This is a genomic window from Pseudobutyrivibrio ruminis HUN009 (assembly GCF_000703005.1).
Classification (GTDB): Bacteria; Bacillota; Clostridia; order Lachnospirales; family Lachnospiraceae; genus Pseudobutyrivibrio; species Pseudobutyrivibrio ruminis_A.
Window position 1 is genome coordinate 2,339,883 of sequence record NZ_JNLH01000001.1, and the last position, 22,215, is coordinate 2,362,097.

Annotated in this window: 20 protein-coding genes; 2 read left to right on the forward strand and 18 right to left on the reverse strand. The window is 34.5% G+C overall.

The window, feature by feature from the left end:
- Positions 1-58 precede the first annotated feature (58 nt).
- The 13 genes from BO15_RS0110660 to BO15_RS0110720 form a co-directional block, all read right to left on the reverse strand.
- Positions 59-1,756, reverse strand: a complete 1,698-nt coding sequence (locus BO15_RS0110660; protein WP_033154303.1) for a zinc-ribbon domain-containing protein — start codon at positions 1,754-1,756, stop codon at positions 59-61.
- Between the two features lie 81 nt (positions 1,757-1,837).
- A complete protein-coding gene (locus BO15_RS0110665; protein ID WP_033154304.1) occupies positions 1,838-2,629 on the reverse strand; it encodes a hypothetical protein in 792 nt (263 codons plus the stop codon).
- Between the two features lie 50 nt (positions 2,630-2,679).
- Entirely contained in the window at positions 2,680-3,540 is an 861-nt protein-coding gene (locus BO15_RS0110670; RefSeq protein ID WP_033154305.1) for a hypothetical protein, read from the reverse strand.
- A 52-nt stretch (positions 3,541-3,592) separates the two neighbouring features.
- Complete coding sequence (locus BO15_RS0110675; protein ID WP_033154306.1) at positions 3,593-4,255, reverse strand: hypothetical protein; 663 nt, start codon at positions 4,253-4,255, stop codon at positions 3,593-3,595.
- Positions 4,256-4,266: 11 nt separating this feature from the next.
- On the reverse strand, positions 4,267-4,719 hold the full coding sequence (locus tag BO15_RS0110680; protein WP_052169892.1) for a hypothetical protein: 453 nt from the start codon (positions 4,717-4,719) through the stop codon (positions 4,267-4,269).
- 4 nt (positions 4,720-4,723) lie between these two features.
- Positions 4,724-8,365 carry an AAA family ATPase gene (locus tag BO15_RS0110685; RefSeq protein ID WP_033154307.1) on the reverse strand — a complete coding sequence of 1,214 codons (3,642 nt, stop codon included), beginning with the start codon at positions 8,363-8,365 and terminating at the stop codon, positions 4,724-4,726.
- A 28-nt stretch (positions 8,366-8,393) separates the two neighbouring features.
- Positions 8,394-10,118 (reverse strand): DUF4236 domain-containing protein, encoded by a 1,725-nt coding sequence (locus tag BO15_RS13315; protein WP_052169893.1) that lies wholly within the window; start codon positions 10,116-10,118, stop codon positions 8,394-8,396.
- A gap of 13 nt (positions 10,119-10,131) precedes the next feature.
- Positions 10,132-11,415 (reverse strand): Ig-like domain-containing protein, encoded by a 1,284-nt coding sequence (locus BO15_RS12890; RefSeq protein ID WP_036978900.1) that lies wholly within the window; start codon positions 11,413-11,415, stop codon positions 10,132-10,134.
- 46 nt (positions 11,416-11,461) lie between these two features.
- Positions 11,462-12,121: a hypothetical protein gene (locus BO15_RS0110700; RefSeq protein ID WP_033154308.1), complete on the reverse strand. Its 660-nt coding sequence runs from the start codon at positions 12,119-12,121 to the stop codon at positions 11,462-11,464.
- Between the two features lie 11 nt (positions 12,122-12,132).
- Positions 12,133-12,861: an ion transporter gene (locus BO15_RS0110705; protein ID WP_033154309.1), complete on the reverse strand. Its 729-nt coding sequence runs from the start codon at positions 12,859-12,861 to the stop codon at positions 12,133-12,135.
- 98 nt (positions 12,862-12,959) lie between these two features.
- The gene (locus BO15_RS0110710; RefSeq protein ID WP_033154310.1) at positions 12,960-14,084 is read right to left on the reverse strand and encodes an HNH endonuclease domain-containing protein; all 1,125 of its coding nucleotides are present in this window, start codon (positions 14,082-14,084) and stop codon (positions 12,960-12,962) included.
- Entirely contained in the window at positions 14,084-14,383 is a 300-nt protein-coding gene (locus BO15_RS0110715) for a nucleoside triphosphate pyrophosphohydrolase (RefSeq protein WP_330372028.1), read from the reverse strand. The genes BO15_RS0110710 and BO15_RS0110715 overlap by 1 nt, the downstream gene beginning before the upstream one ends.
- 93 nt (positions 14,384-14,476) lie before the next feature.
- Positions 14,477-16,357: a DUF2075 domain-containing protein gene (locus tag BO15_RS0110720; RefSeq protein ID WP_033154311.1), complete on the reverse strand. Its 1,881-nt coding sequence runs from the start codon at positions 16,355-16,357 to the stop codon at positions 14,477-14,479.
- Between the two features lie 215 nt (positions 16,358-16,572).
- On the opposite strand from BO15_RS0110720, the gene BO15_RS13320 reads away from it, so the two are divergent.
- Positions 16,573-17,286 carry an Ltp family lipoprotein gene (locus BO15_RS13320; protein ID WP_052169894.1) on the forward strand — a complete coding sequence of 238 codons (714 nt, stop codon included), beginning with the start codon at positions 16,573-16,575 and terminating at the stop codon, positions 17,284-17,286.
- A 74-nt stretch (positions 17,287-17,360) separates the two neighbouring features.
- Here BO15_RS13320 and BO15_RS0110730 read toward each other — a convergent pair whose 3' ends face one another.
- Complete coding sequence (locus tag BO15_RS0110730; RefSeq protein ID WP_033154312.1) at positions 17,361-18,017, reverse strand: hypothetical protein; 657 nt, start codon at positions 18,015-18,017, stop codon at positions 17,361-17,363.
- Positions 18,018-18,218: 201 nt separating this feature from the next.
- Here BO15_RS0110730 and BO15_RS0110735 point away from each other — a divergent pair, with 201 nt between their 5' ends.
- Positions 18,219-18,599: a PBECR2 nuclease fold domain-containing protein gene (locus BO15_RS0110735; protein WP_033154313.1), complete on the forward strand. Its 381-nt coding sequence runs from the start codon at positions 18,219-18,221 to the stop codon at positions 18,597-18,599.
- A gap of 188 nt (positions 18,600-18,787) precedes the next feature.
- Here the strand turns inward: BO15_RS0110735 and BO15_RS0110740 are convergent, their stop codons facing one another.
- The 4 genes from BO15_RS0110740 to BO15_RS0110755 all read right to left on the reverse strand — a co-directional run bounded on the left by BO15_RS0110740 (position 18,788) and on the right by BO15_RS0110755 (position 22,205).
- Positions 18,788-19,573, reverse strand: coding sequence for a nuclease-related domain-containing protein (locus tag BO15_RS0110740; RefSeq protein WP_033154314.1), 786 nt, complete (start codon positions 19,571-19,573; stop codon positions 18,788-18,790).
- 37 nt (positions 19,574-19,610) lie between these two features.
- Entirely contained in the window at positions 19,611-19,817 is a 207-nt protein-coding gene (locus tag BO15_RS0110745; protein ID WP_033154315.1) for a hypothetical protein, read from the reverse strand.
- Positions 19,818-19,928: 111 nt separating this feature from the next.
- Entirely contained in the window at positions 19,929-20,858 is a 930-nt protein-coding gene (locus BO15_RS0110750) for an AEC family transporter (protein WP_033154316.1), read from the reverse strand.
- A gap of 111 nt (positions 20,859-20,969) precedes the next feature.
- Positions 20,970-22,205 (reverse strand): glycerate kinase type-2 family protein, encoded by a 1,236-nt coding sequence (locus BO15_RS0110755; protein WP_033154317.1) that lies wholly within the window; start codon positions 22,203-22,205, stop codon positions 20,970-20,972.
- Positions 22,206-22,215: the final 10 nt, after the last annotated feature.

A 22,215-nucleotide genomic window follows, 5' to 3' on the forward strand; every position in this document is an offset into this window, starting at 1 on the left:
AGCATATATGATTACATAATCTCCCTATATCAACATCAGCATAAATAATTTCTAAGTATTATTTTTTGTATCTCCAACCATATCCACCTGCCTGGGTTCGTCCAGTGCCTCCTCTACAAACAGAGCCGATATTTCCCTGACTAATGTTCATTTTTCTAGACGCTTCTGATAGTGAAACAAATTCCTGTATTACTTTTTCAGAATCTAGATCTATCATTTCAACAGCACGCGACTTTGCCATTGCATTTTTCTTTATGCTACATTTAGGACAACCAGTAGGTTTTTTCCCAGTTCTATGACTTACAGTAGCTTGATATATATTTCGACAATCCGGGCACGTCCACCATACCATGATATCGGAACCTGGTTTGACTTTATCTGGTGTCAGATTACCATTAAGTTCATAATTCCACTCATTTGCAATAAGAGGGTATTTTTCCTTCAAAGAGCCTTTTATTATTGTCATATATTTTCTTATAGTAGGCTCATCTCGTTTTATATTTATATCAAATAGTTTTCTTGTTGGAAGATAAAATTGTAATTTGTCTAATAAAAAGCGAATTACTTTTTCCAATTGCTCAGGTTCATACATAGGACCATCTTCGATAGAGAATCCTTCATCTGCCTGTATCCATTCTCCAGGGCTCATTTTTTCAACTAGACGTATAAGACGAATATTATTTTTTTTACATATCTCCCATTTCTTTTTCTCTCGTTCACGTTTGTCTTTTTTATGCCAAGCTTCGCCATCATATTCTATCGCTATTCTAATTGACGGAATAAAAATATCTAGTTCCATACCATTATTGAATATATCTTTATAACGATTAATAGCATCAGGAAAATATTTTTTTACATAAAAAAATACTGCTTGCTCGGCAAAAGATGTTTGTCTACCACTATTACAAATAGGACAATTTGTTTCATGCCCATAGGAAGTTCTATGATTTATTGCGGCAGGGTAGCTATGGCCAGCTGGACATTTCCAATATACTTTTTTCCTTGTACCGTATAAAACCATTTGGGGAGTGAGATTTTCGTTCCTCTCATAGTCCCATTCTTTCGCCAAATTAGGATGGGTTGTGGCTAAATCGTTTTTTCCTGGTACAACTATTTTCCTTTGGCAGCAGGCACACTTTCGCCCATTAGCTTTATTTGATATTTTTGCAGGATAGCGATATCCACACTTTTTACAATGCCAAAATACAGTCGCATTGCTCTTGGGAGTATAGCATTCAGGCCCTTTTTCATTTAATTCATAATCCCATTCTTCAAGTAAAGCTGGGTCCGTGATACCTAGAACCATATTACTATATCTTGTTTGCCATCTTTTTTTATTTGCGCATTGAGGGCAACAACTCCCATGAATACATCTATCCCCTATTGCCCTTCGCCATTCGTGACCACAGGTTACACATTTCCAATTAACCACTTTTCGTGATATATATGAATAGTTTTGTGGATCATCATCATTAAGCGAATAATCCCATTCCGCAGCCACGTCTGGAAATTTAGTTTTAAGATCATTGGTTCCCCTAACAAGTAGTTTCCCATTGCATACAGGACAATTGTGCCCTTTGGATGTTTGAGAATATACAGAACGTGGATATAGATGGTTACTGTCGCATGTCCAATATACAATTTTATTTGAATATGGTGTTACATCTCCTGGAGTGAGATTTCCATTAGCCGTAGGATGCCATAGTTTTGCTATATCCGGAAATTCTTCTTGTAAGAACTTTTTTGTTGTCTGCATTCGATATTCCTCATACATCAAAGAGGATACTCTCTTAAAAGTATCCTCTTATACACTGTTTATTATTACATTATTAGATAACTACCAAGGTTTACATATACCACAAGGGTCGCTATAGCCTGCATTCAAAACTTCTTCTTTTGTGTTGTATATTATCTGATGATCATTATCTGGTAATCGACTACACGAAGAAGTATGTACCTTACCATTTGTACTATTGACTATATAATAACTACCAGATACTGGGGCTGTTCCAGTTGAAAAATTATTTGCATTGCCAGTATTTGCTGAAGCTGTTGATTGATTATTGGTTGATTCTTGATTGTTTGAAACGTCATTTGCTGGTGTTTGAATAGAAGCAGATTCTTCTGTTTGTGTACTTGCTACAGCTTCTTGATTATTTGAATTCGCAGTATTTGAAGTTGCATCTGTTTCTGCCTTAGATTCTGTTTTAGACTCTTCTTTTTCTTCGGATTCTTGAATAGTTGAAGCATCCGAAGCCACGTCTTCAACTGATTCTGTACTTGTTTCTGAATTAGCTTCATCTGAATCTTTTTCCTCAACAGTTGCAACTTCTTTAGTTGTTTCTTTTTCTACTGATTTCTCTGTGGTTTCCCCAACTGGCTCACTTGAATCTGTAGGAATCCCAATTAAAGCAGAAAAAGATAATACAACTGCAGCAACAATTGTTATTACCTTATTATTGAATTTCTCAGGTAAAAGATTTAACAGTAAACCTCTAAATGGTGAACAGATAAAAGCAATTAGCAAGAAAATAATTCCACTTACTATCCCTCCTAATGCAAATGCTGCCAATGCCAACATAGCAAAACAAGCTACTCCTATCCATTCTATTATTTTCTTTACATTCATGATATAATTCCTCCCATATACATTTCTTATTGATATTTAAGACAACTACACTAATCCAACCAATCTAAATCTTCACCTATAATGTTCCACTCTACATATCCATTAGTTCCATCTGATGTCTTAGTATAGCCATAAATATTTAATTTTCCAATTTTGTATCCTTGATAATTATTTGTATACTTCCCATCTAATAATATCTGATAAATATTTTCTAATTCGTCATCGGATAATTCATCTTCTATTGCTAAGCAGATTCCTTCTAATTCAGCCCTGGCATCAACTAAATTTGTATTTCCACTCAAATCCACAGATATCTGCCCTGTTCCCGAAGAACTAAATATATTGGCATACATAGTACCAAAATATGCCTGTGCATGATATTTCGCTGAAGAAATACTAGCCTCACTAATTCCAACATTATCTGAAGTAATGGCATAATCGGTTATTACTTTTTCATTATACCTTACTAGAAAACTATTAATATTTTTGCATGGTTCATATAAAACAATTTCCTCTTCATCTGAGTTATTATCAGGTGTAGCTTCTTCTGTTGAATCCACTGAATTATTAATTGTATTTGATGAATCAGTTGTTGATTTGACATCTTCTTTTGTTGGTATACTCGCAGTTTCAACGTCTTCCTCAGTAACAATTTGTTCAGAGTCTTCATTTTCAATTACTGGTGCTACGGCAAACCCAAAGATAATAAAAACAAATGCTACTAGAAAATAAATTAAAGGATTCAGATGCTTAATATTTTCTTGAATTAATTTGTGTAAAATAGGATTTATAACGATGGCAGCAATGAAAAAAGGTATGCCCGCAGATACTTGAACAGTAAAATACGCTAGGGCAATAACTATATCCAATATCGAAAAAATCCAGAAAATAAAATTTAATACTTTTCTCATAAACCATTTATCCTCTAAAATGTCAAAGTTTACATCTAAAACAATAGCACAATTACTCTCGTATCAATGTATATGTATTATCACCACCCTGATTCATACCATTAAAATAAGTAGTTTGATTTACCTCGTAATAAACACCATAAGTGATGCCTCCACCTCCATCTCTAGTGCCGATTACAGTTATTTCTCCTGTAGTAGGTACAGAAAATGTTACTGGTGTATTCTTAATCATAAAAGGGTCTCCTAAAGGGGTTCCATCTACTGTTATTTGGACATAATCCCCATCTTCTGCTGCGTAATCCCATACATATATTGTTGTTTCATCTTCGTTGGATGAATGTGTAATAGTAAGATCCCCTCCAATATAGGTTTCATCTTTTGCTAAAATTCTAGTACCTGCTGTAAGTGTTGTTGACATATGTGTTTCTAATGCAGCTTTGGCATCAGCGCTTGTATTGACTGAGGAACTCGAACCTATAGTGGCATATGCTATCATAGTTATTATTCCAACTGCTAAAAAAATACCCGCACCACGCTTGATTCTTTTTGTAAACTTTGATTCATTTGTCTCATATTTATTTGAAGAATCCGTTGGTAAATCATTAATATACTCATGTTCATCTTCCAATGGGATATAGTTATTGGAGTGTACATCACTTATTTTTTTTTCATCTACGAGATCTGAATTTGAATTATTTTGGCGTATTTCGTCCATCAGAATTCCTCCTATGCTGCTCTATCATATTTGTGCAAAATCATTGGATATTTATTAAAGTATACACTCATGGCTATTCGACAGCCGATAACCTGAACCAACATTAATATCACCGTAATAATATGCCGTGGAGTACTAATCACCGAAAAGCCTTTAGCAAGAATACTTTCGGCAATTGAAATAATAAACAGATTCATTGTCAACATTACGCAATATGGATAAAGCCAAGGCAATTTATAGTAGCATCTTCTAAAAACTGGAACAAATCCTGTAATCGCGAATACTAATCCAAAAATAAAGCAAAAAACAAATCCTATTGGCGATACAGAAAAGCCTGTTTTCAGCATTTGCACTATATCAAAAAAGAAAACCATAACCGTAAATATTGTACCAAAAAATAATGTACCTAAAAGGACGGCGATAAACCAAATTGCAGCTATTATATTAAAAATAATCTCTTTCATATATCTATGCCTCCTGTAGGTCATCTTTTGTAATAGTAACAAGCTCTTCTTTTGTTAAATTAGTATCTGTACTAAGTCTCAATGCTTGATTATTAAGTGATCTTTCAAATACATTTCTGACATATCTACCATTTCCAAATTGTTTATTTTGTCGCGCAACATCTAGTTTTTCTCTCAGAACGGCTTTTGCTTCATTATTCAATGTATATCCTTGTTCCGAATACATATTATCTGCAATTTGAAGAAGCTCATCTGTATTATAGTCAGGGAATTCTATTATGTTCGCAAAGCGTGATTGCAAACCTGCATTTTTGCTTAGAAAATAATTCATATCCTCAGTATATCCAGCTAGAATAACGACAAGCCTATCTCTGTTATCATCCATCATTTTTACAAGCGTATCTATTGCTTCTTGTCCAAAATCATTTTCACCACCTTGAGCAAGTGAATATGCTTCATCAATAAATAAGACCCCACCTAATGCAGTTTCAATCACCTGTCGCGTTTTTATTGCTGTTTGTCCTACATATCCAGCTACTAGCCCTGAACGATCTGTTTCTATCAATTTATTTGATTGAATGACATTCATATGATACAGAACATCTGCAACAGTTCGAGCCATCATGGTTTTACCAGTTCCAGGGTTACCAGCAAAAATCATATGCATTGTTTGAGTTGAATCTGTTTTTAGTCCAGCACGTTTCCTTTCGGTCTGCATTAGTAAGCGTGCATTTAGACTACGAATATACTTTTTAACAGATTCAAGACCAATGACTTTAGATAGTTCTTTTTCCAAATCATATTCGTTGGATACATTATTTAAAGACTTAATATCTTCTGGAATAATTTGCGTTAAGTCTACACCTGTAACATCTTCTTCAGCTATTCGAGAACTTTGCCTACGGATGATATCTTCAATATAATTACGCACCATTCTGCCATTTCCAGAAGACTGAGTAGAATGTTTTTTTAAGTTGATTATCTCTTCCTCAAATACTTTTTCAGCTTCTTGTGTAATAGAAAAACCACGAGTATTAATCATTTGCTTTCCTATTTTGAATAACTCTCCTTCAGTATAATCAGGGAAGTCTATTCTTAGTGGAAATCTGGATTCAAGACCAGAGTTTCCTTTGAGAAAATCATGCATTTCTTTTGTATAACCAGCTAGGATTACTATTATCTCGCCTTTATAGTCTTCTATAAGTTTAACAAGCGTATCTATGCACTCCTGCCCAAAACTACCCCCGTCATTTGTAATTGAGTATGCTTCATCAATAAATAAAACTCCACCTAATGCGCTTTTAAATACATCTTCAGTTTTCTTTGCAGTTTGTCCAACATATTCAGCAATTAGACCAGTTTTATCCGTCTCAATTAACTGGCCCGACTTTAATATTCCCATTGATTTGAACATATCTGCAACAACACGTGCAATCGTAGTTTTACCTGTTCCTGGGTTGCCGGAAAATATCATATTTAAAGCTTGTGATGTATCTACATCAATATCTGCTTTCAATCGTTTTTCTCTAGCTAAACACATTTTGTACTGAGTACGAACAAAATCTTTTACGTTATCAAGACCTATAATTTTTGAAAGCTCTTTTTCTAAATCAAATTCTACTGTTTTATCTAATCCAAAATCTGATGGTATTAATAATTCAATATCATCCTCTGGATTTTTTATAATTCTTTGAGATTGATTTAAAATCGCTTCTTCAATGATATTTCTTACTAATCTACCATTGCCACTGTCATTTTTCCCTTTTATTTGATGTTTTTCGAAAATGCGTTGCAAACCTTCAGTACATGTAGTAGATATCTTGTATCCTTTTGCATTTGCTGTTACATTTGCAATCTGTAGCATTTCATCAATAGTATAATCCTCAAATTGCACTATATTAGGGAATCGTGACTTTAAACCACTATTTGATTTCAAGAACTCCTGCATTTCATCATTATAACCAGCTAATATTACGACAAGATCATCTCTATTATCTTCCATTCCTTTTACAAGTGCATCTATAGCTTCTAACCCAAAAATATCCTCTTTTCCTCTACATAAAGAATATGCTTCATCAATAAATAGAACTCCGCCAATAGCGCTCTTTATCACATCTGTAGTTTTAACAGCTGTGTGACCAGCATATTGACCAACCAAATCTGCTCGAGTAACCTCACATAAGTGACCAGATGAAAGTACTCCTATCGCTTTTAAATATTTAGCAACAATTCTTGCTATTGTAGTTTTACCTGTTCCTGGATTACCGACAAAGATCATATGCATAGAGACGTCAGATTTCTTCAAACCTTTCCCTTCTCGCATCTGTTGAACTTTATAGTTGTTTTCAAGATTCAAAACATACTCTTTAACCCCTGATAGTCCTATAACTTGATTTAACTCTTTACGAGCATCTTCTAGTTCCATTGAATTAAAATTCTTTTTATAATCAGATACCCTTATAATTTCTCCGCCCATCAACAGCACACAATACCCATTATCGTATGTTAATCTTGCTTTTTCATCATCCCACAATTTTTCTTGAAGCTTCATTTCTGCAAGAGTTTCGTATAGGTTATCGTCTATATAATCAGCTAAGGCCTTAACTCCTTGATTTACCCGATAATGCTTTGCCAATTCATTAACAAGAGAATCATCAAATTCTACTTTAATGTGTAAATTATTGCGGCATTTACCAGCCATATTTATACATAAAGTGTATGCTAAATCTTTTACTTGTTCTTCGTTAATTGAATCAAGAACAATTACATCTCCTAGTTCTTTGACAATCTTATTTCCTAGAATAGAAACTATTTTTTCTTGGGCGACAGTCGTGGTCAATACGAAGAATTTTCCATTAGATACAATATCCGATATCAGTTCTGTATTTAGTACTCCTGTTGCTTCAATTAAGCTACCATTGTTTACCATATAACGTTTTGATAACTTGTATGAACCTTCAACAATGAGCTGATAAATAATATCAAGCTGGGGCAGGGTTGCTTTATCAATATTTTCAAAAGCGACCGTCTCAGTGTTACTGTTTAACACTTTATATAAATCGCTAAGGAATAATCCATTTGAAGTGTCAGCTGTATAATCAATTAGATTCATAACTGCAACTTCAGAATATCTAAATATTTTCTTTTTCTTTAGTAAGTCACTGATGCACTTAATTGAATATATTTTTCCTCTACTTTCCTCACCTATAATTAAAATTGTATTCTTAGGCTTCTTGTTATCAAATCCTTTAACATATGGACGTTTAAAAGCCTTACAAATAGAAATGCAATCATTTTTTGAGCCAACCCAATACTCCTTTAGTGCATCATCTAAGCCCTCAAACGCATCATTCGCTTTTGATACAAGTTTTGAATCTTCCTTTATCGGAGCATATGCCTTAGTTGATGTTTTTGATATGCCAGAAGTACATGAAGACGAATTCACTTTAGGGAGTGGCGTTTGCACAGGAGAATATGAAGGTGTTGTTATTTGCTGAACATTGTTTTGCCTGATAATCTGTTCTGAGATTTCCTTTTCACGCACGTTATTTTCTGATTTTGCAATAAATCCATGTTCATCTATGGCCACTTTAATTTGATATTCCGGAAATAAAAATTTTAATATTTCCTTTGCATTTTTTGCCATGTAATATATCCTCCTAATCAAGCCGTTTCTATATATAATTCAGAATATATCTAATCCATTTTGCAGTATTTTCAGCCAATTCGTTGTCTTCGCCATCAAATTGTTTGTACTTACCGCTGTTTCCCATTTGGTATGTAATATAATGATTGTTGTTTTCTACATTGATAGCGCCTAAAACTCTCCCTTTATATGAGACCTCTAAACTTCCATCATTTAGCCTCTTTGTTTTATAAGAAATAGCAAGATTATTTTGTTCCAAACTATTTGCAAATGACTGCATAATAAGTTGCTCTCGCGATTTGATATCAGTGATACTGTTTTCTACAATCTCATTGCTTATATAATCGCTGGCTTGTACATTATTCTCAATATATAAAGCAGTTTTATTCACTGGGCGACTATCAGTTGAAGCATAGCCATCCTCCGCAGCATATGGCTCAATCTTTTTCATTAACATGCTACTCGTAATATTGCAACGATTTTCAAATCTCATGCAAAAGTCTCTTGGATCTACATTTTTCAAGATGCTACTTTCAAATATATCTCGTACAAATTTTATCGAATAAACATACTCATCATTAATGTCTCCGTCTTTATTACGCCGCTGAGTGTATCCCGAAATAGTTATTCCTTTAATGCTCGGACTAGCATTGAAAACATTAGCAGAAATGAAAATCGCCAATCCGAATACTAAATTTACATATTCCTGCTTGAGAGTAGCTTGAGACTTTTTCTTTTCTTTGAGATTACCACTTGTTAATCTAACTATCTCTTGATTTGGAATATCCTCAATTTCAGGTAAATCTACATCTAAATACATTATATGCGCTGCTTTATGCCAATCATAATCAACATCTATCTCTACTGGTAATTCGCAAGAAGAAATCCATGATTCAACCGTATTAGTTACTTCTTCATCTTCTCCATTAATTAAATTAATCAGATACTGCTTATTAGCTATGAATTCAGTGTTAAATCTTTCATTCTGAGAAACCTCATTAGCAGCTTCTTCCATATCAAATTGAGACTTTTTTTGTTCCCAATCTGCGATAGCCGTGTTTAATCGATTTTGAAGATTAGCTGTAACATATTCCCTACGCAATTTTCCAACATTAAAGATATTCCCCTTAACATTTTCCCTGGCTTCTGCAATAAGAATATTTCGGATGTGCTCTTCTGTAGGATATATAATTTCAAATTCTTTTTTAACATAGACAGGTGGTCGTAAACTATTTAAGATATTGATATATTGTTCTTCATTGTCTACCTGTGGAGACATTTTATATATATCAATAAACTTACTATTATCATCTATAGAATTATTATAAATTTCATCTAATTTTTCTTGGCGTTGAGTCTCAAGATTCCGCACCATATTCTTATAGGAATCTGTAGCTTTAATCTTTCTGATTACAGACTGATCTGTAATTAGCGCACCATTTTTATCTCTAATTTCAACTCTTCCTTCAGCATTCATCACAAGCTGCACCTGACTTGGAACTGCTGCTCCGGTTTCTCTATTAGCAGATGTTGAATTGTGATATCCTCTTGAAGATTTTGACCTATGACCGCTAGTAAGACTTTTACTATACGACAACCCCGTTCCTGGTATTCCTACCGTAGCTCTAGCTCCACGTCCACCAACATTCAGAGAATGTCCTTGTCCGCCCAAAGACAAGCTTGCGCCAGACTTTGAAAAATTCACTCTAACACCTTTACAGATTTTTACAGATTTTCTGAATCGCATTCCCATTTTTATGTCCTCACTACTCTATTGTAAAATTATATGTAACAGAAAAATGTACACTCTGCCCACTATTTTTTCCGCCATTTTCAGTTACATAAAAATCGATTGTTTCTGAAAATCCATTTTGTAAATCTTCTGCTGTAACTATATGAGTTGCTGAACCTTGACCAACGTCTGGATTCTCATCTGATTCAACATACTTAGAATAAAATGTAATTGTATCCCCCACAGAAATCTCTTTCGTGCCAGATACATTTTCACCATCAATTTGATCAGAATAGGACCAATCACTACCTATATTATTTGAACTCAAACGAGAGCGTTGAACATTTACCTTCATTGCTCTCATGTTTTCATCAACAGATAAATCACACGAATTCTGAATATTTCCTTGCACTGTTGCAGTTATGGTTGCACTCCCAGCAGCTACTGCTTTTGCACAGCCATTTTCATCTATGGTTATTACATTTTCATCACTTGAACTCCAATTGACATTTTTTACCGACGCATTTTCTGGAGTAGTGATGATTGATATATATGTGGTTCCACCTAATCCTAAAACAGTTTTTTCTGTTTGCAACTCAATTGATTCTGGATCAATCAAGCCATCATCCTTTACAACTACTTTGATATGCTCAGATTCAATTGTCCCATCTTTTGATGTTGCGTAAACTTCAGTTTCACCTGGTGCTACACCATCGATAACATAATATAATGTAGTTGTCATTGCATCTCGTTCATATCTTATAGTTGCAACGTTTTCGTTATCACTTTTAAATACTACATCTTCTGGAGAAAAGGAATCTCTATCCTTTACTTTAACATTAATACTAGAAGCTGTTGTGCTCTCTCCTTCAACAACTTCAAATTCATCTTTATAAATAGAAAATTCTTTAATATTATTTGTAACTCCGTCTGAAGATAAATCATTTGAATCACTAGAACTGTTTCCAATAAATGCAATTAACATATATAGAATTATGCCTACGGCAATTATTGTGATTTTTATTGGCTTGCTAAGCTTTTTGCTTCTTACAACTAACATTGTAAGAGGCACAGGAAATACAAATAGCCATCCCAAAACCCATAACCATGTTTTTCTTTTTTTAGGTTGTTCTGCCCTTCCAAACTGAGCATTAGAATTACTGGTTCCTATATCTTTTGTATTATTAATTGCTTCTTCAGAATTATTATAGTCTGTAAAAAGTGGATTTCCACAGTAATTACAATTTGAATTTTTCTTGTCTGAATCTACCTGAATTGATGCCCCACAACTAGGACATGTCATACTAATAATCTTCATAAAACCCCCTCAATTCTATATTATTTATATATTTTCAAGCTTAACACTACCACCAATCCTTTCTCTTCATTTTTTTCATATATACATCCAATTCATACATTTTTTGTTTATATAGTTTTACGCAAGTATCAATATCCGATTTGTTAAAACCTATGTGCTCATAAAACTCTGCCCCTTTATCTTTTCGATACCCTGTAATACAAAAATCGCAATCCCTGAAACTTTTTGCTGGCACAATACCAGCCAAAGTAATCACAGAAAACTTGTTTTTAAAAACTTCAAAAAAAATTTGTTTTTTGGGATAACCGATATCTATGGATATAAAATCCCCATTAAATCCATAATTAGGATGTCTATTCGTACTTAAAGGATGTGCAACAAGCGCAGATCGGATTGCCTTTAAATACTTTTGAATAGACATCATTTTATCTGTTTCTGAAAAGACAAAATTTGCCAATAATTGCGGTTCTATCAGTTTTTCAAATGCTTCGCAAGTATCCATTATCCATACTGCCACTTGGACCATATAATAAACATCCTTCCGCCCTTTTATATTTCTAGGATTCGTATATTCGATATAGTCCTCATAATCGTAATTTAGTTTTTGAATAAAATCGCAACTGAGATTATAGTTCAATTTATTTCCATAAATCCAATGTTTATCCAATCCACCTTTACTAAAAAAAAATATTTTTTCTTCCCCCATATCTTTTCTTTCTAATTCAAATTATTATTGTGCTTACTAAGCTCTTCCATAAACCCAGCTGTAATAACTCCAGCTGGCATTGCAACAATTGCAATACCTATAAAAGAACTAATCATAGTTATCAGTTGTCCGACAGCAGATACAGGATATATATCTCCATATCCCATTGTAGTTAATGAAATTGTCGCCCAATAAACTGCATGAAAATAATCTCCAAATGTTTCTGGCTCAACGTTGAGAATTACCAATGCTGCAACTAAAATATACACAATGGCTATTCCCATAATTGTAATAAAAGCTTCTCTTTGCTTTTGGAATACCTTGATAAAAATATGAATGCTTTTAGAATATCTAACTACTTTGAACACCCTAAACACTCTTAATGTTCTAAACAACCTAAAGATTTTCAGAAGTCTCCACCCACTATTAATTACAGTTATTGATGGCAAAATAGAAACCAAATCAATAATTGCCATAGGTGTAAATGGATACATTACAAAAGATTTCAGACCTCGATTTAGCTTATAGTCGGCGGTTGCCATTCTAACCAAATAATCAATTATAAAAATAATTGCTGAGACTTTATCTATAATATTGAAAACAATATTTGTAGATGTAAAGGCCAAAGGAATTATACTTATCACAATAACAAGCAACATAAAGGTGTCATAAATATCACTCACCCTGTCATTTTCCTTTGCCACCTCAATGATTTCAAATAATCTGCGTCTAGTTTCCATATAATCTCCCTGCTTTAACACAATTCAATTTAGTCATCACAATTTTTAATTTAGTCATTTGACCCTCAAATGACTAAATTAAACTAAAAATGACCAAATTAAAATTTTACATTTTCTAGATACTTCCATTCCATAAATCCGCAATTCTGTGCCGACTTATATACCGGAAGTATCACCGCTTCAAGCTCTTTTTGAAACTGTTCATACTCTATTTCTGATTCGTATATACGATATTTAATTTTGTCATCATTGAAATGCTTCTTGGCGCACTTCTCAAACTCCTTACGGACTATATCGAATTTACGCATCATTCTATATGAACGATACTCAAGCTCCGCTAAACGTTCAAAGTAGGTATTCCACTCAGGCAAGTTATTACTCTTTGAACTGTTGATGCTCCTAGTAGTCGGATGCAAATTCCACATCTCATCATGCGCCACGTATGACCAAGGCACAAAATGATCTATAGATATATCGTTTGGAGTCAGTATAGTCTTGCCATAAATCTCTTCCACTGGCTCTGGCGATACAGTCAGAATCAGCTTCCAGTATTTCTTCACATCATCCAATTTACGTTCCTGTGGTGGGTACAGCTTATCAGCAATACCTGGCACATTTGGATTTCTTCTTTGCAAATATAGAATCATGTTGTACTCAAGCCAGCCTCGAATAATCTCCTGATTCTTCACAAAGTAATTAACCCATTCATCCTTCACAATGATTTTGGATGAGAGGCCGTTTAACCCTAGGAAGTAATAGATGATGCCACTGTGACTATTAATATTTTCAATAAGTGTATCTTTGGGAACATCCCAAGCTTTCCCCTTTATTCCAGGAACAAAAGGTGCTTGTAAACGATAAGGAACATTTAATATCAATGTTCTCTTCTTTGAATTTATTTCTTTATCCTGCGTCTCAGATAAATATGCGATAAGCTCAGGCTTTTTGATATTTGAAGTAAAGCTTGGATTCTTATCTTTTATGAGATTGACCAGACTTTCCAACGTATCCTTTGGTCCAAGGTTCAGATGATACTCTGTAACCATGTACCAGGCACTAGCAATCATGTCATCAACCAGTCCTTCAAATGCTATTTCTGTATGGCCAGTAACCACTTTTTCAAGAATAGCCTTAAACCAAAAGAACTTATAGCACTCGCTAGTATTATCAAAAAGTCGACTCAGATATTCGATATGAAGTTCATCAGAATATGGCAGATTCATCAGCGGTTCCCCTCCCAATAAATACGTTCTTTAAAAGCTCCGCGCTTATCAGACTTCTCCTTGCGTACTTGCTCAAGCTCCTCCAAAGAGTGTCCTCTGGCTTCACATATTGCATAAAGCACTTCCAACACATCAGCCATTTCCTCTATGGATTTGTCAGCCTGATACTCTGCCACTTCTTCATTTAGTTTTTTGTCCAATTCCTGCAAGTAATCCTCTTCAGACAAAGTCCTAATTATTGGACTCTTTCCATCAGCCTGGATTATCTGTGGAATCTTATCCCTTACTAACTTTCCCACTATTATTCTCCCTGAGTAATATAACACCAAACTAAAATAATTATATCATATAATTTTTCTTATAGGCATAGAAAAAGAGAGTCCGTAGACTCTCTAATTTTTATGGCACATTTCAAGCCTTTTCTTTAAATATGCTTCCATATTCTTGTCGGTACAATATATATAGCACCCTTTCATTCCTCTAGTGAGCAATGTTCTATATGTGTTTTTGATTATTTCATCTGCCTTACTATTTGCAAGCTCAGGATCTTCTTTGTAAAGTTTCTTGATTCCCTTTAGTGATTGATCTGTCTTAGCTCTACGAGTAAAGTCTGTAACAACTTTTCCACCCTCATATCGCATATCATCACCTATGATAACACCAACATAATCAAACTCCAGCCCCTGAGATGTATGAATACAACCAACCTCATTTACCGAAGTATCACTCACTGCAAATGGTTCGCCTCCACCAAGATTCCAGCTCATTTCAAAATCATCTATCTTGATATCATGATAATTAGTATTGTTTTGCTCGGCCTTTAACCATTCCCAGCAGTAGCCAGCTAATATACGCGCTCGATTAGAAGATTTATTCTTCTCTATAACCAATTTGCGCACTTCCATAGGAGAATCTAGAATTCGTATGTCATAATCTATTCCCTCTAAATCATAGTTAGCTGTTTCTCGAATATCCAAAACATCGTCAAGCCATGCCAAATATCCATCAGAACCATTACATCTAAACTGTGATTGCAATTCAAGATATGACAATTCTGACTCTTCTTCTCTAGCCCATTTTTCAATCTCTTCAACAGAGCCAATGTCATCCATTGTTACTCTTTGACTCTCATCTATAAAGAACACACTGCAGTATGCTGAATGAATTATCTCCTTAATCTGATTTTCTCCTTTGTTGTGGAACATACCAGATTTTGCATTCAGTCTATGAGCTTCATCAACCAACAACGTATGAGCTACGTTCAATCCTGTTTCCGTATATGTACCTGAGCCCTTGAACATATTATCAACAGAGCTTTTCTTCATCTCTCCCTTAAGCTTCTGAAGATAAACCTGGCGTGGTGCACTATTCTTTGAAACATACTGTACCATCTGGTCTCGTAATGTAAGTTCCGCCAAAAGGTTTACAGCTATAACAGATTTCCCTGTACCAGGACCGCCTTTTACAATAATAGTACGTTTCTTAAAATCCTTCTGGCACATCAATGAAAGTCGCAAAATTTCTTCATATGCAACCTTTTGCTCATCAATCATAATGAACTCTTTATTGCCCTTAAGCATTGATGCAATGGAATTTTGCAAACTCTTAGATGGACGAATCTTGCCATGATCAACAAGATATAAAATATCTTTCTTATCACCGTAGACAATTGATTGCTTTATAAACTTTCGTAAATCCGAAGCATGGCCCTTTGTAAATACAGGAGCATCTTCTAAATAGTCTTTATACTGTTCTGCATCGACAGGATCGTCTTTCTGACGAACATAATTATGCATACAAGCACAAGGATGTAATTTCACTCGTCTATCCTGAACTGACGCATTATAATCTTTGATTAACTGAGCATAGCTCCAAGCTTGATACGATGGATGAACTACCTTTCTGACTGCACCACCAGTATATGTTTCAACAAGTGCATCTACCCCATCCACCGCTTTAAGCTCATCCCACTGCTTGAGCTCCACGATAATCATATTTGGTTCATGGGAATCGTTGTAACCTGAAATTATGAAATCAACTCGTTTAGAAGTCTGAGGAATGTTGAACTCGATAGCTATACCAGAATCATTAGGAATCTCATCGTCATTTAGAACCTTGTACATATAGTTAAGTGAGTTTTCCCAAGAACGAAATTCTGCTTTAGGAGTATGTCTACCCATTTTTGAAAGAATATTTTGTTCTATCTCTAGCGCTATAGAATCATTCTCACAGCTTTTTAGAAAATCTGTTTTCACCCCATCGTAAACAATCATTATAAATAGCTCCTACGTAAAATCGTATATACGATATATTAATTCTTAAATCAACTAGGGATATTATAGCACATAAATTTTTTTGTAACATATTTGCAGCTGATATCCAGCAACTTCTTCATTAATTTTGAAACTTCATTTCACAAAATAAACAATATATGAATGTAGAATGAAAATCCGGGAGATAAAAATGTTTTTATCAAGGAGGGATTTACATGAAAAAAACATTTTTTAGTTTTCTTGCAATCGCTTTATCTATTTTTGTTTTATCAGAAACTGCATTTGCAGCTCCAGCTGTTATGAGTGACGGTTCTGTATTCGATGCTGAATTTTATGCTATATCAAATCCAGATGTAGTTGCTGTTTTAGGCACCGATTCAACTGCACTATACAATCACTATCTGACAAACGGAGCAAAAGAAGGTAGACTGCCATACGCTCCAGGTACAGATGTAAATGCTATCATTCTAAAAGATCAACAACTGAAGGCAGTTGCTAACACTACTGGGGGCAAGCAAGCATTAAAAAAGGCAAAATCATATTTAAGTTGGACTAATTTTTCTCAGGAAGGTTTATATGAACAATTACTTTTTGAAGGATTTACCGAAATAGAAGCCGAATATGCTGTTACTAATTGTGGTGCTAATTGGTACACCCAAGCACTTTCTGACGCTAAATCATATTTGAGCTGGACTTCTTTTTCTCAAAGTGGATTATATAATCAATTATTATTTGAAGGATATACCGAACTAGAGGCAGAATATGCCATTACTAATTGTGGTGCTAATTGGTATGACCAAGCAGTGAAAAAAGCAAAATCATATATGAGTTGGTCTGCATTCTCTCGTGACAGACTTATTGCACAATTGTTATTTGAAGGCTTCACTGAAGATCAAGCATTATATGGCGTTGCTGGTGTTGGTTACTAATTATAAACTTTAATAAAGGCGGAGCTTATGCTCCGCCTTCTTATAAAACCTGGATATATGCTTTATTATTAAGCCTAATTATCGGATGATTCTGTTTTTTTCAACCATTCTTGATAGCTTCCCTCGTAAACTGTTTCACCAGATTCTTCGTTTACGTATTGAACTTTTACATCAAAATCGCTTTCACCTGCAAATGTATTGTAATAAGCACCAAGCAAGTAAATAGAAATAACTGAAAAACTTTCCGATAAATTAGGTTCTGTATTTGTCATAACACAAGTAAATTCTGTTACATCATCGTTGTAGTCAATTGAAACAAATGATGTGTCTTCACTATCAACCAGTGACTGACAGGATTCATCAATACTTGCTTTTATTTCATCAAGCATTTCCCCCTGTTTCTTTTTTGTCATTTCATATGTAACCGAGCCATCTTCATTTAATTTAACAGATTTAATACCATCTTCATCCTTAATTTTTTCCTCTAATGACTCTTGAGTTACTTCTTCCTCTGAATCAGAGAAAAAAGAAGCAGGAAGAGTGACTTCGACATCGATCAAACCTTCATCCACTTCAACCTTTTGATTAGTATCATTATTAACATCTTCTTCATCTGTATGATTTGTGACACTTTGCGAATCGCCTTGTATTTTTTCAGAATTTGTACTGCCACACCCCATTGCTAAACTAAGCATTAGAGATATCAATAATATACTTACTATTTTTTTCATTTATATCACCTCCATTGATGTATGATAGCACTCCACTGTGATTAAACCGTTAAATAAAACTATTTGTTTTTTTCTACTACCCTTCAAAATATGTATTCGATTTCGAACATTTTCTCGAACACTTTTCGATTTTATGTTCGAATCTTATATGTTACAATATATGAGTAGCTTGATAAATCAGCTACTAGAAAGAATCAAAAAATGAATATTATAGCTAAGCTACATAAAGCTATTTATAACTGTGTCACAGAAGATATAGTAACAGATGATGTTATATTAACTAATGAACGACTACAACACATAAAGCAACGCCATCCAAATGACTACAAGCTTTATCTTGAATATATTAAAACGACTGTCGAAGAACCAGACTACATTATTGAAGCTAATAAACCCAATAGTGCTGTTGCATTAAAGGATATTTTAATAGATGATAATATTCACCTAAAAGCTGTTGTTCGACTCGCAACATCTACAGATAATCCTGAGTATAAAAACTCAGTGATTACATTCCAAACCATTCGTGAAAAAGAATGGAAAAGACTTCTAAAGAATAAGGCTATTCTTTACAAGAAAAAATAGTCATGATATTATGATAATAACAAATACAAGGGTTTTGGAGGTAGAAGAATTCGTCCACGTCTACACGCCGATGGTTTGACAGGAGGTAACTCCGAGAGATGCGGGAGCTATTGGACGCCCGCCCAAAATCCTTGTTGCTTGTTATAAATAATCACGCCCAAGAGGTTTCTCTTGGGCGTTTTTCATGTCTAATTGTTTCTTATATATTTACACCTTGGATAATTAGAACATCCGTAAAACTGATTGCCTGCATAGATTCCTTTTTTAGCTTGTCTTAATATCAAAGTTCCTCCACAACGTGGACACTTTTCGCCTTGTTGTTTCTCGTAAATCTTTTGAACATGAGCTCTTTTCGCTTCAGTAGTAGCACCCGTCAATGGCAAAAGCCTATTGTAGTACCTGTCTACTTCTTCCCTAGTATATCTTGTAGGTGTTGAATTCCAAATACTCTTTATTAATTTCTTAAGGTCATTCTCGTAACAGATATATACATTATTCGCATTTACATTTATATTTTTTAATTCACAGTTGCTGCCAAATACAATAATCGATATCGCAGATATATCTCCTAAATAATGTTTTAAAGCTTTAATATGAGTATTATTTTGCCAAACAGGATTATAAAACTTATATTTATTAACCTTACTACGGCCAAACCAAGCTCTTCCACCATAAAGCGTACTGGTCCACTCGCTCCTTCTATCGTCGCCAAAAATATATCCGCTATAATTCTTACTTTCAATAACAAAAAAACCTTTGCATGTTATATATAACAAATCTATTTCCGAAGTAGAGCCATCTTCTCTGGGAACATAAATATTCTTTAGGCAATAACCCTCGTATCCCCAAAAATATATGCTATAAAGGTCCTTTGCGATTTCATTTTCGCCTCTTTTTCCAATAGCTTCAGGTGTACTGTTTATTGCACTAAGTACAAATATTGAAATTAATCCTATAATAATTAATACTCCCATAAAAATTCTCCATGGTTTCTATACGCAAAAAGACCACCTATTGGTAGTCTTTAACATTTAAAATCATCTCCTGCGCAATTTCCCTAGCTTTCTTTGGGAGCATTCGTTCCTTATATGCCAGATATTCTTCCACATCAGTGGTTTCAATCTTGCCCTCTCTCAGCGCAACTCGCAGCGACATATATAATTCGAAGTATTCATTTGCAGCTTCTTGATCATCTTTAACTGGTACCATAGCATCCATAGCTCACCCCTCCATGGATTTATGATAGCACCAGCCTGTGATTAAAACGTTAACTGTCTCCTAGAGATGCAAGCTGTATTGACAACCATTTTGTAAAAATTGAACTCTATATTAGTGATTAATCTGAAATAAATAAACCATTATAGGCATGGTAAGAATACATAACAAAGTAGACAAAATATTTATTGCGCTTGCGTATTCGGCATTTTTTGAATACAAAATGGCAAATTGATTTATTGTTGCAGCACATGGAGCACATGCTGCCAAAAAAGAGACAAGCATAACTGTATCTCCTCCTGGGACAAAAGATTCAACTGGTAATAAGCTCATTATTAAAAGAATGACAAGAGGACATATGATCAAACGCATACATATTACGCCCCAGATTCTATTGTTAGAAAAGATGTTTTGTACTTTCATGCCCCCTAAAACCATTCCAACTATAATCATTGATACCGGACCAACCATATCTGCTAGGGAGGATATCACGGAAGATGCAATTCCTGTAAATTTATAGTCGAAAACTAACATAAATAACCCTACTCCTATAGAGATAATATTTACATTAAGTAATATTTTCTTCCATGGAATGCCATCTTCTTTAGCAAACATTCCTCTTCCATGGGTCCATACGAATATATTAAAGACTGCAACAAATGCTGCAGAATAAACAACCCATTCATCACCGAGAACCGATCCGACTATAGGTACTATTAGATTTCCACCATTAGAATATATAATAGATGCTCTTTCTACTTCGGTTGCGTTTGTAAGTCTTCCATATAGTTTGGCTATTATAATGCAGACTATATGAATAATGACAGCATTAAATACTGCTAATAACAATCCTCTTATAACATTACCGGTAGCGTCTATTTGAAAGGCATTAATAATTATTGCAGGAGTCATAAGATAGATGCAAAGTTTTGTAACTACCTCTGAGTCTGTCGATTTCAAAATATTGCATCTAACAATTAAAAATCCCAAAATGATAAAAATAAAAAATTCTGCTATTTTCTTCGCAAGTAAGATACTTATCACCTAATAATCCTCCCGTGAGTTTAATATATATTAGTTTATAATATAGTGTTCAAAGAAAAAAGAGGCGACATATCTAAAAAAAGGACTCTGATTACTCAGAGTCCTCAGTGATTAGATATCAATCAATGCTATAGCAACATCATTCACGTTCGTTCCTGTTGCGCCAGTTATTATCAGACCATCAACTGCTTTTAATGCATTGTATGCATCATTATCTTTTAAAACATCATGTATGTTGATTCCTTTAGCCAGTAATTCTTGATGAGTCTCGTTATCAACATAGCCTCCAGCGGCATCTGTTGGGCCATCTGTTCCATCACTTCCAACTGATGCTACAGCAATGCCTCTATTTCCAGCTATTCCTATAGCAGCGCTGAGTGCAAGTTCCTGATTTCTTCCACCCTTTCCTGTACCAGTAAGATGAACCACTGTCTCTCCACCAGCAATAATGGCAAGCCTTTCATTTTCTTTTGCTTTAGTCTTTGCGATGCTAGCAAGAAAACTTCCTGCTTCTCTTGCCTCGCAGCAAAGTTCATCGGTCAGAATAATAGGCTTGTAACCTAACTTTCCACTGTTGCTAGCAGCAGCTCTACAAAGCTCTCGTACAGATCCCGTTATGTGAGTTTCAACATTATTTAATTCTTTAGGAGTTTCTTTATCTAATAGCTCTTCAGCTTCCTTAGAAAGCTTGATATTGTATTTACGAACTATTTCTTTTGCTTCATCACATGTAGAAAAATCAGGATATGCTGGACCACTTGCTATCATATCAAGTGGATCACCAACTATGTCGCTAAGCACAATACTAAATACTTTGGCTGGAGCACAAGCTAGAGCAAATCTACCGCCCTTTACTTTACTAAGACGCTTGCGAATAGTGTTTATCTCTACTATATCTGCACCACTAGCAAGTAACTGCTTTGTAATATCTTGTAGTTCTTCACCAGAAATTAATGGCAATTCAAACAGGGCACTTCCACCACCGGAAAGCAAAAAGATAACTGTATCTTCTTCTGCTAGGCCTTCCACTAATTCAATAGCTTTTTTTGTCGCATCAAAGCTATTTTGATCAGGTACTGGATGTCCTGCTTCAAAGCATTGTATCCCCTCAATGTTGCTTTTCACATGATCATATTTTGTTATTACAATGCCGCCATCTAATCTTTTAAGAACCTTTTTTGCTGCTGCGGCCATTTGCCAAGCCGCCTTTCCAGCGGCTACTAGAATCACTTTACCTTTTCCATAAGAGAAATTGTTAAGAGCTCTAGTAACCGCCTCATCAGGCAGAACTTCTTTTATAGTGTTTTCAACAATATAATCAATATCATTCCTTAATTTCTGATTCATAAAACTTCCT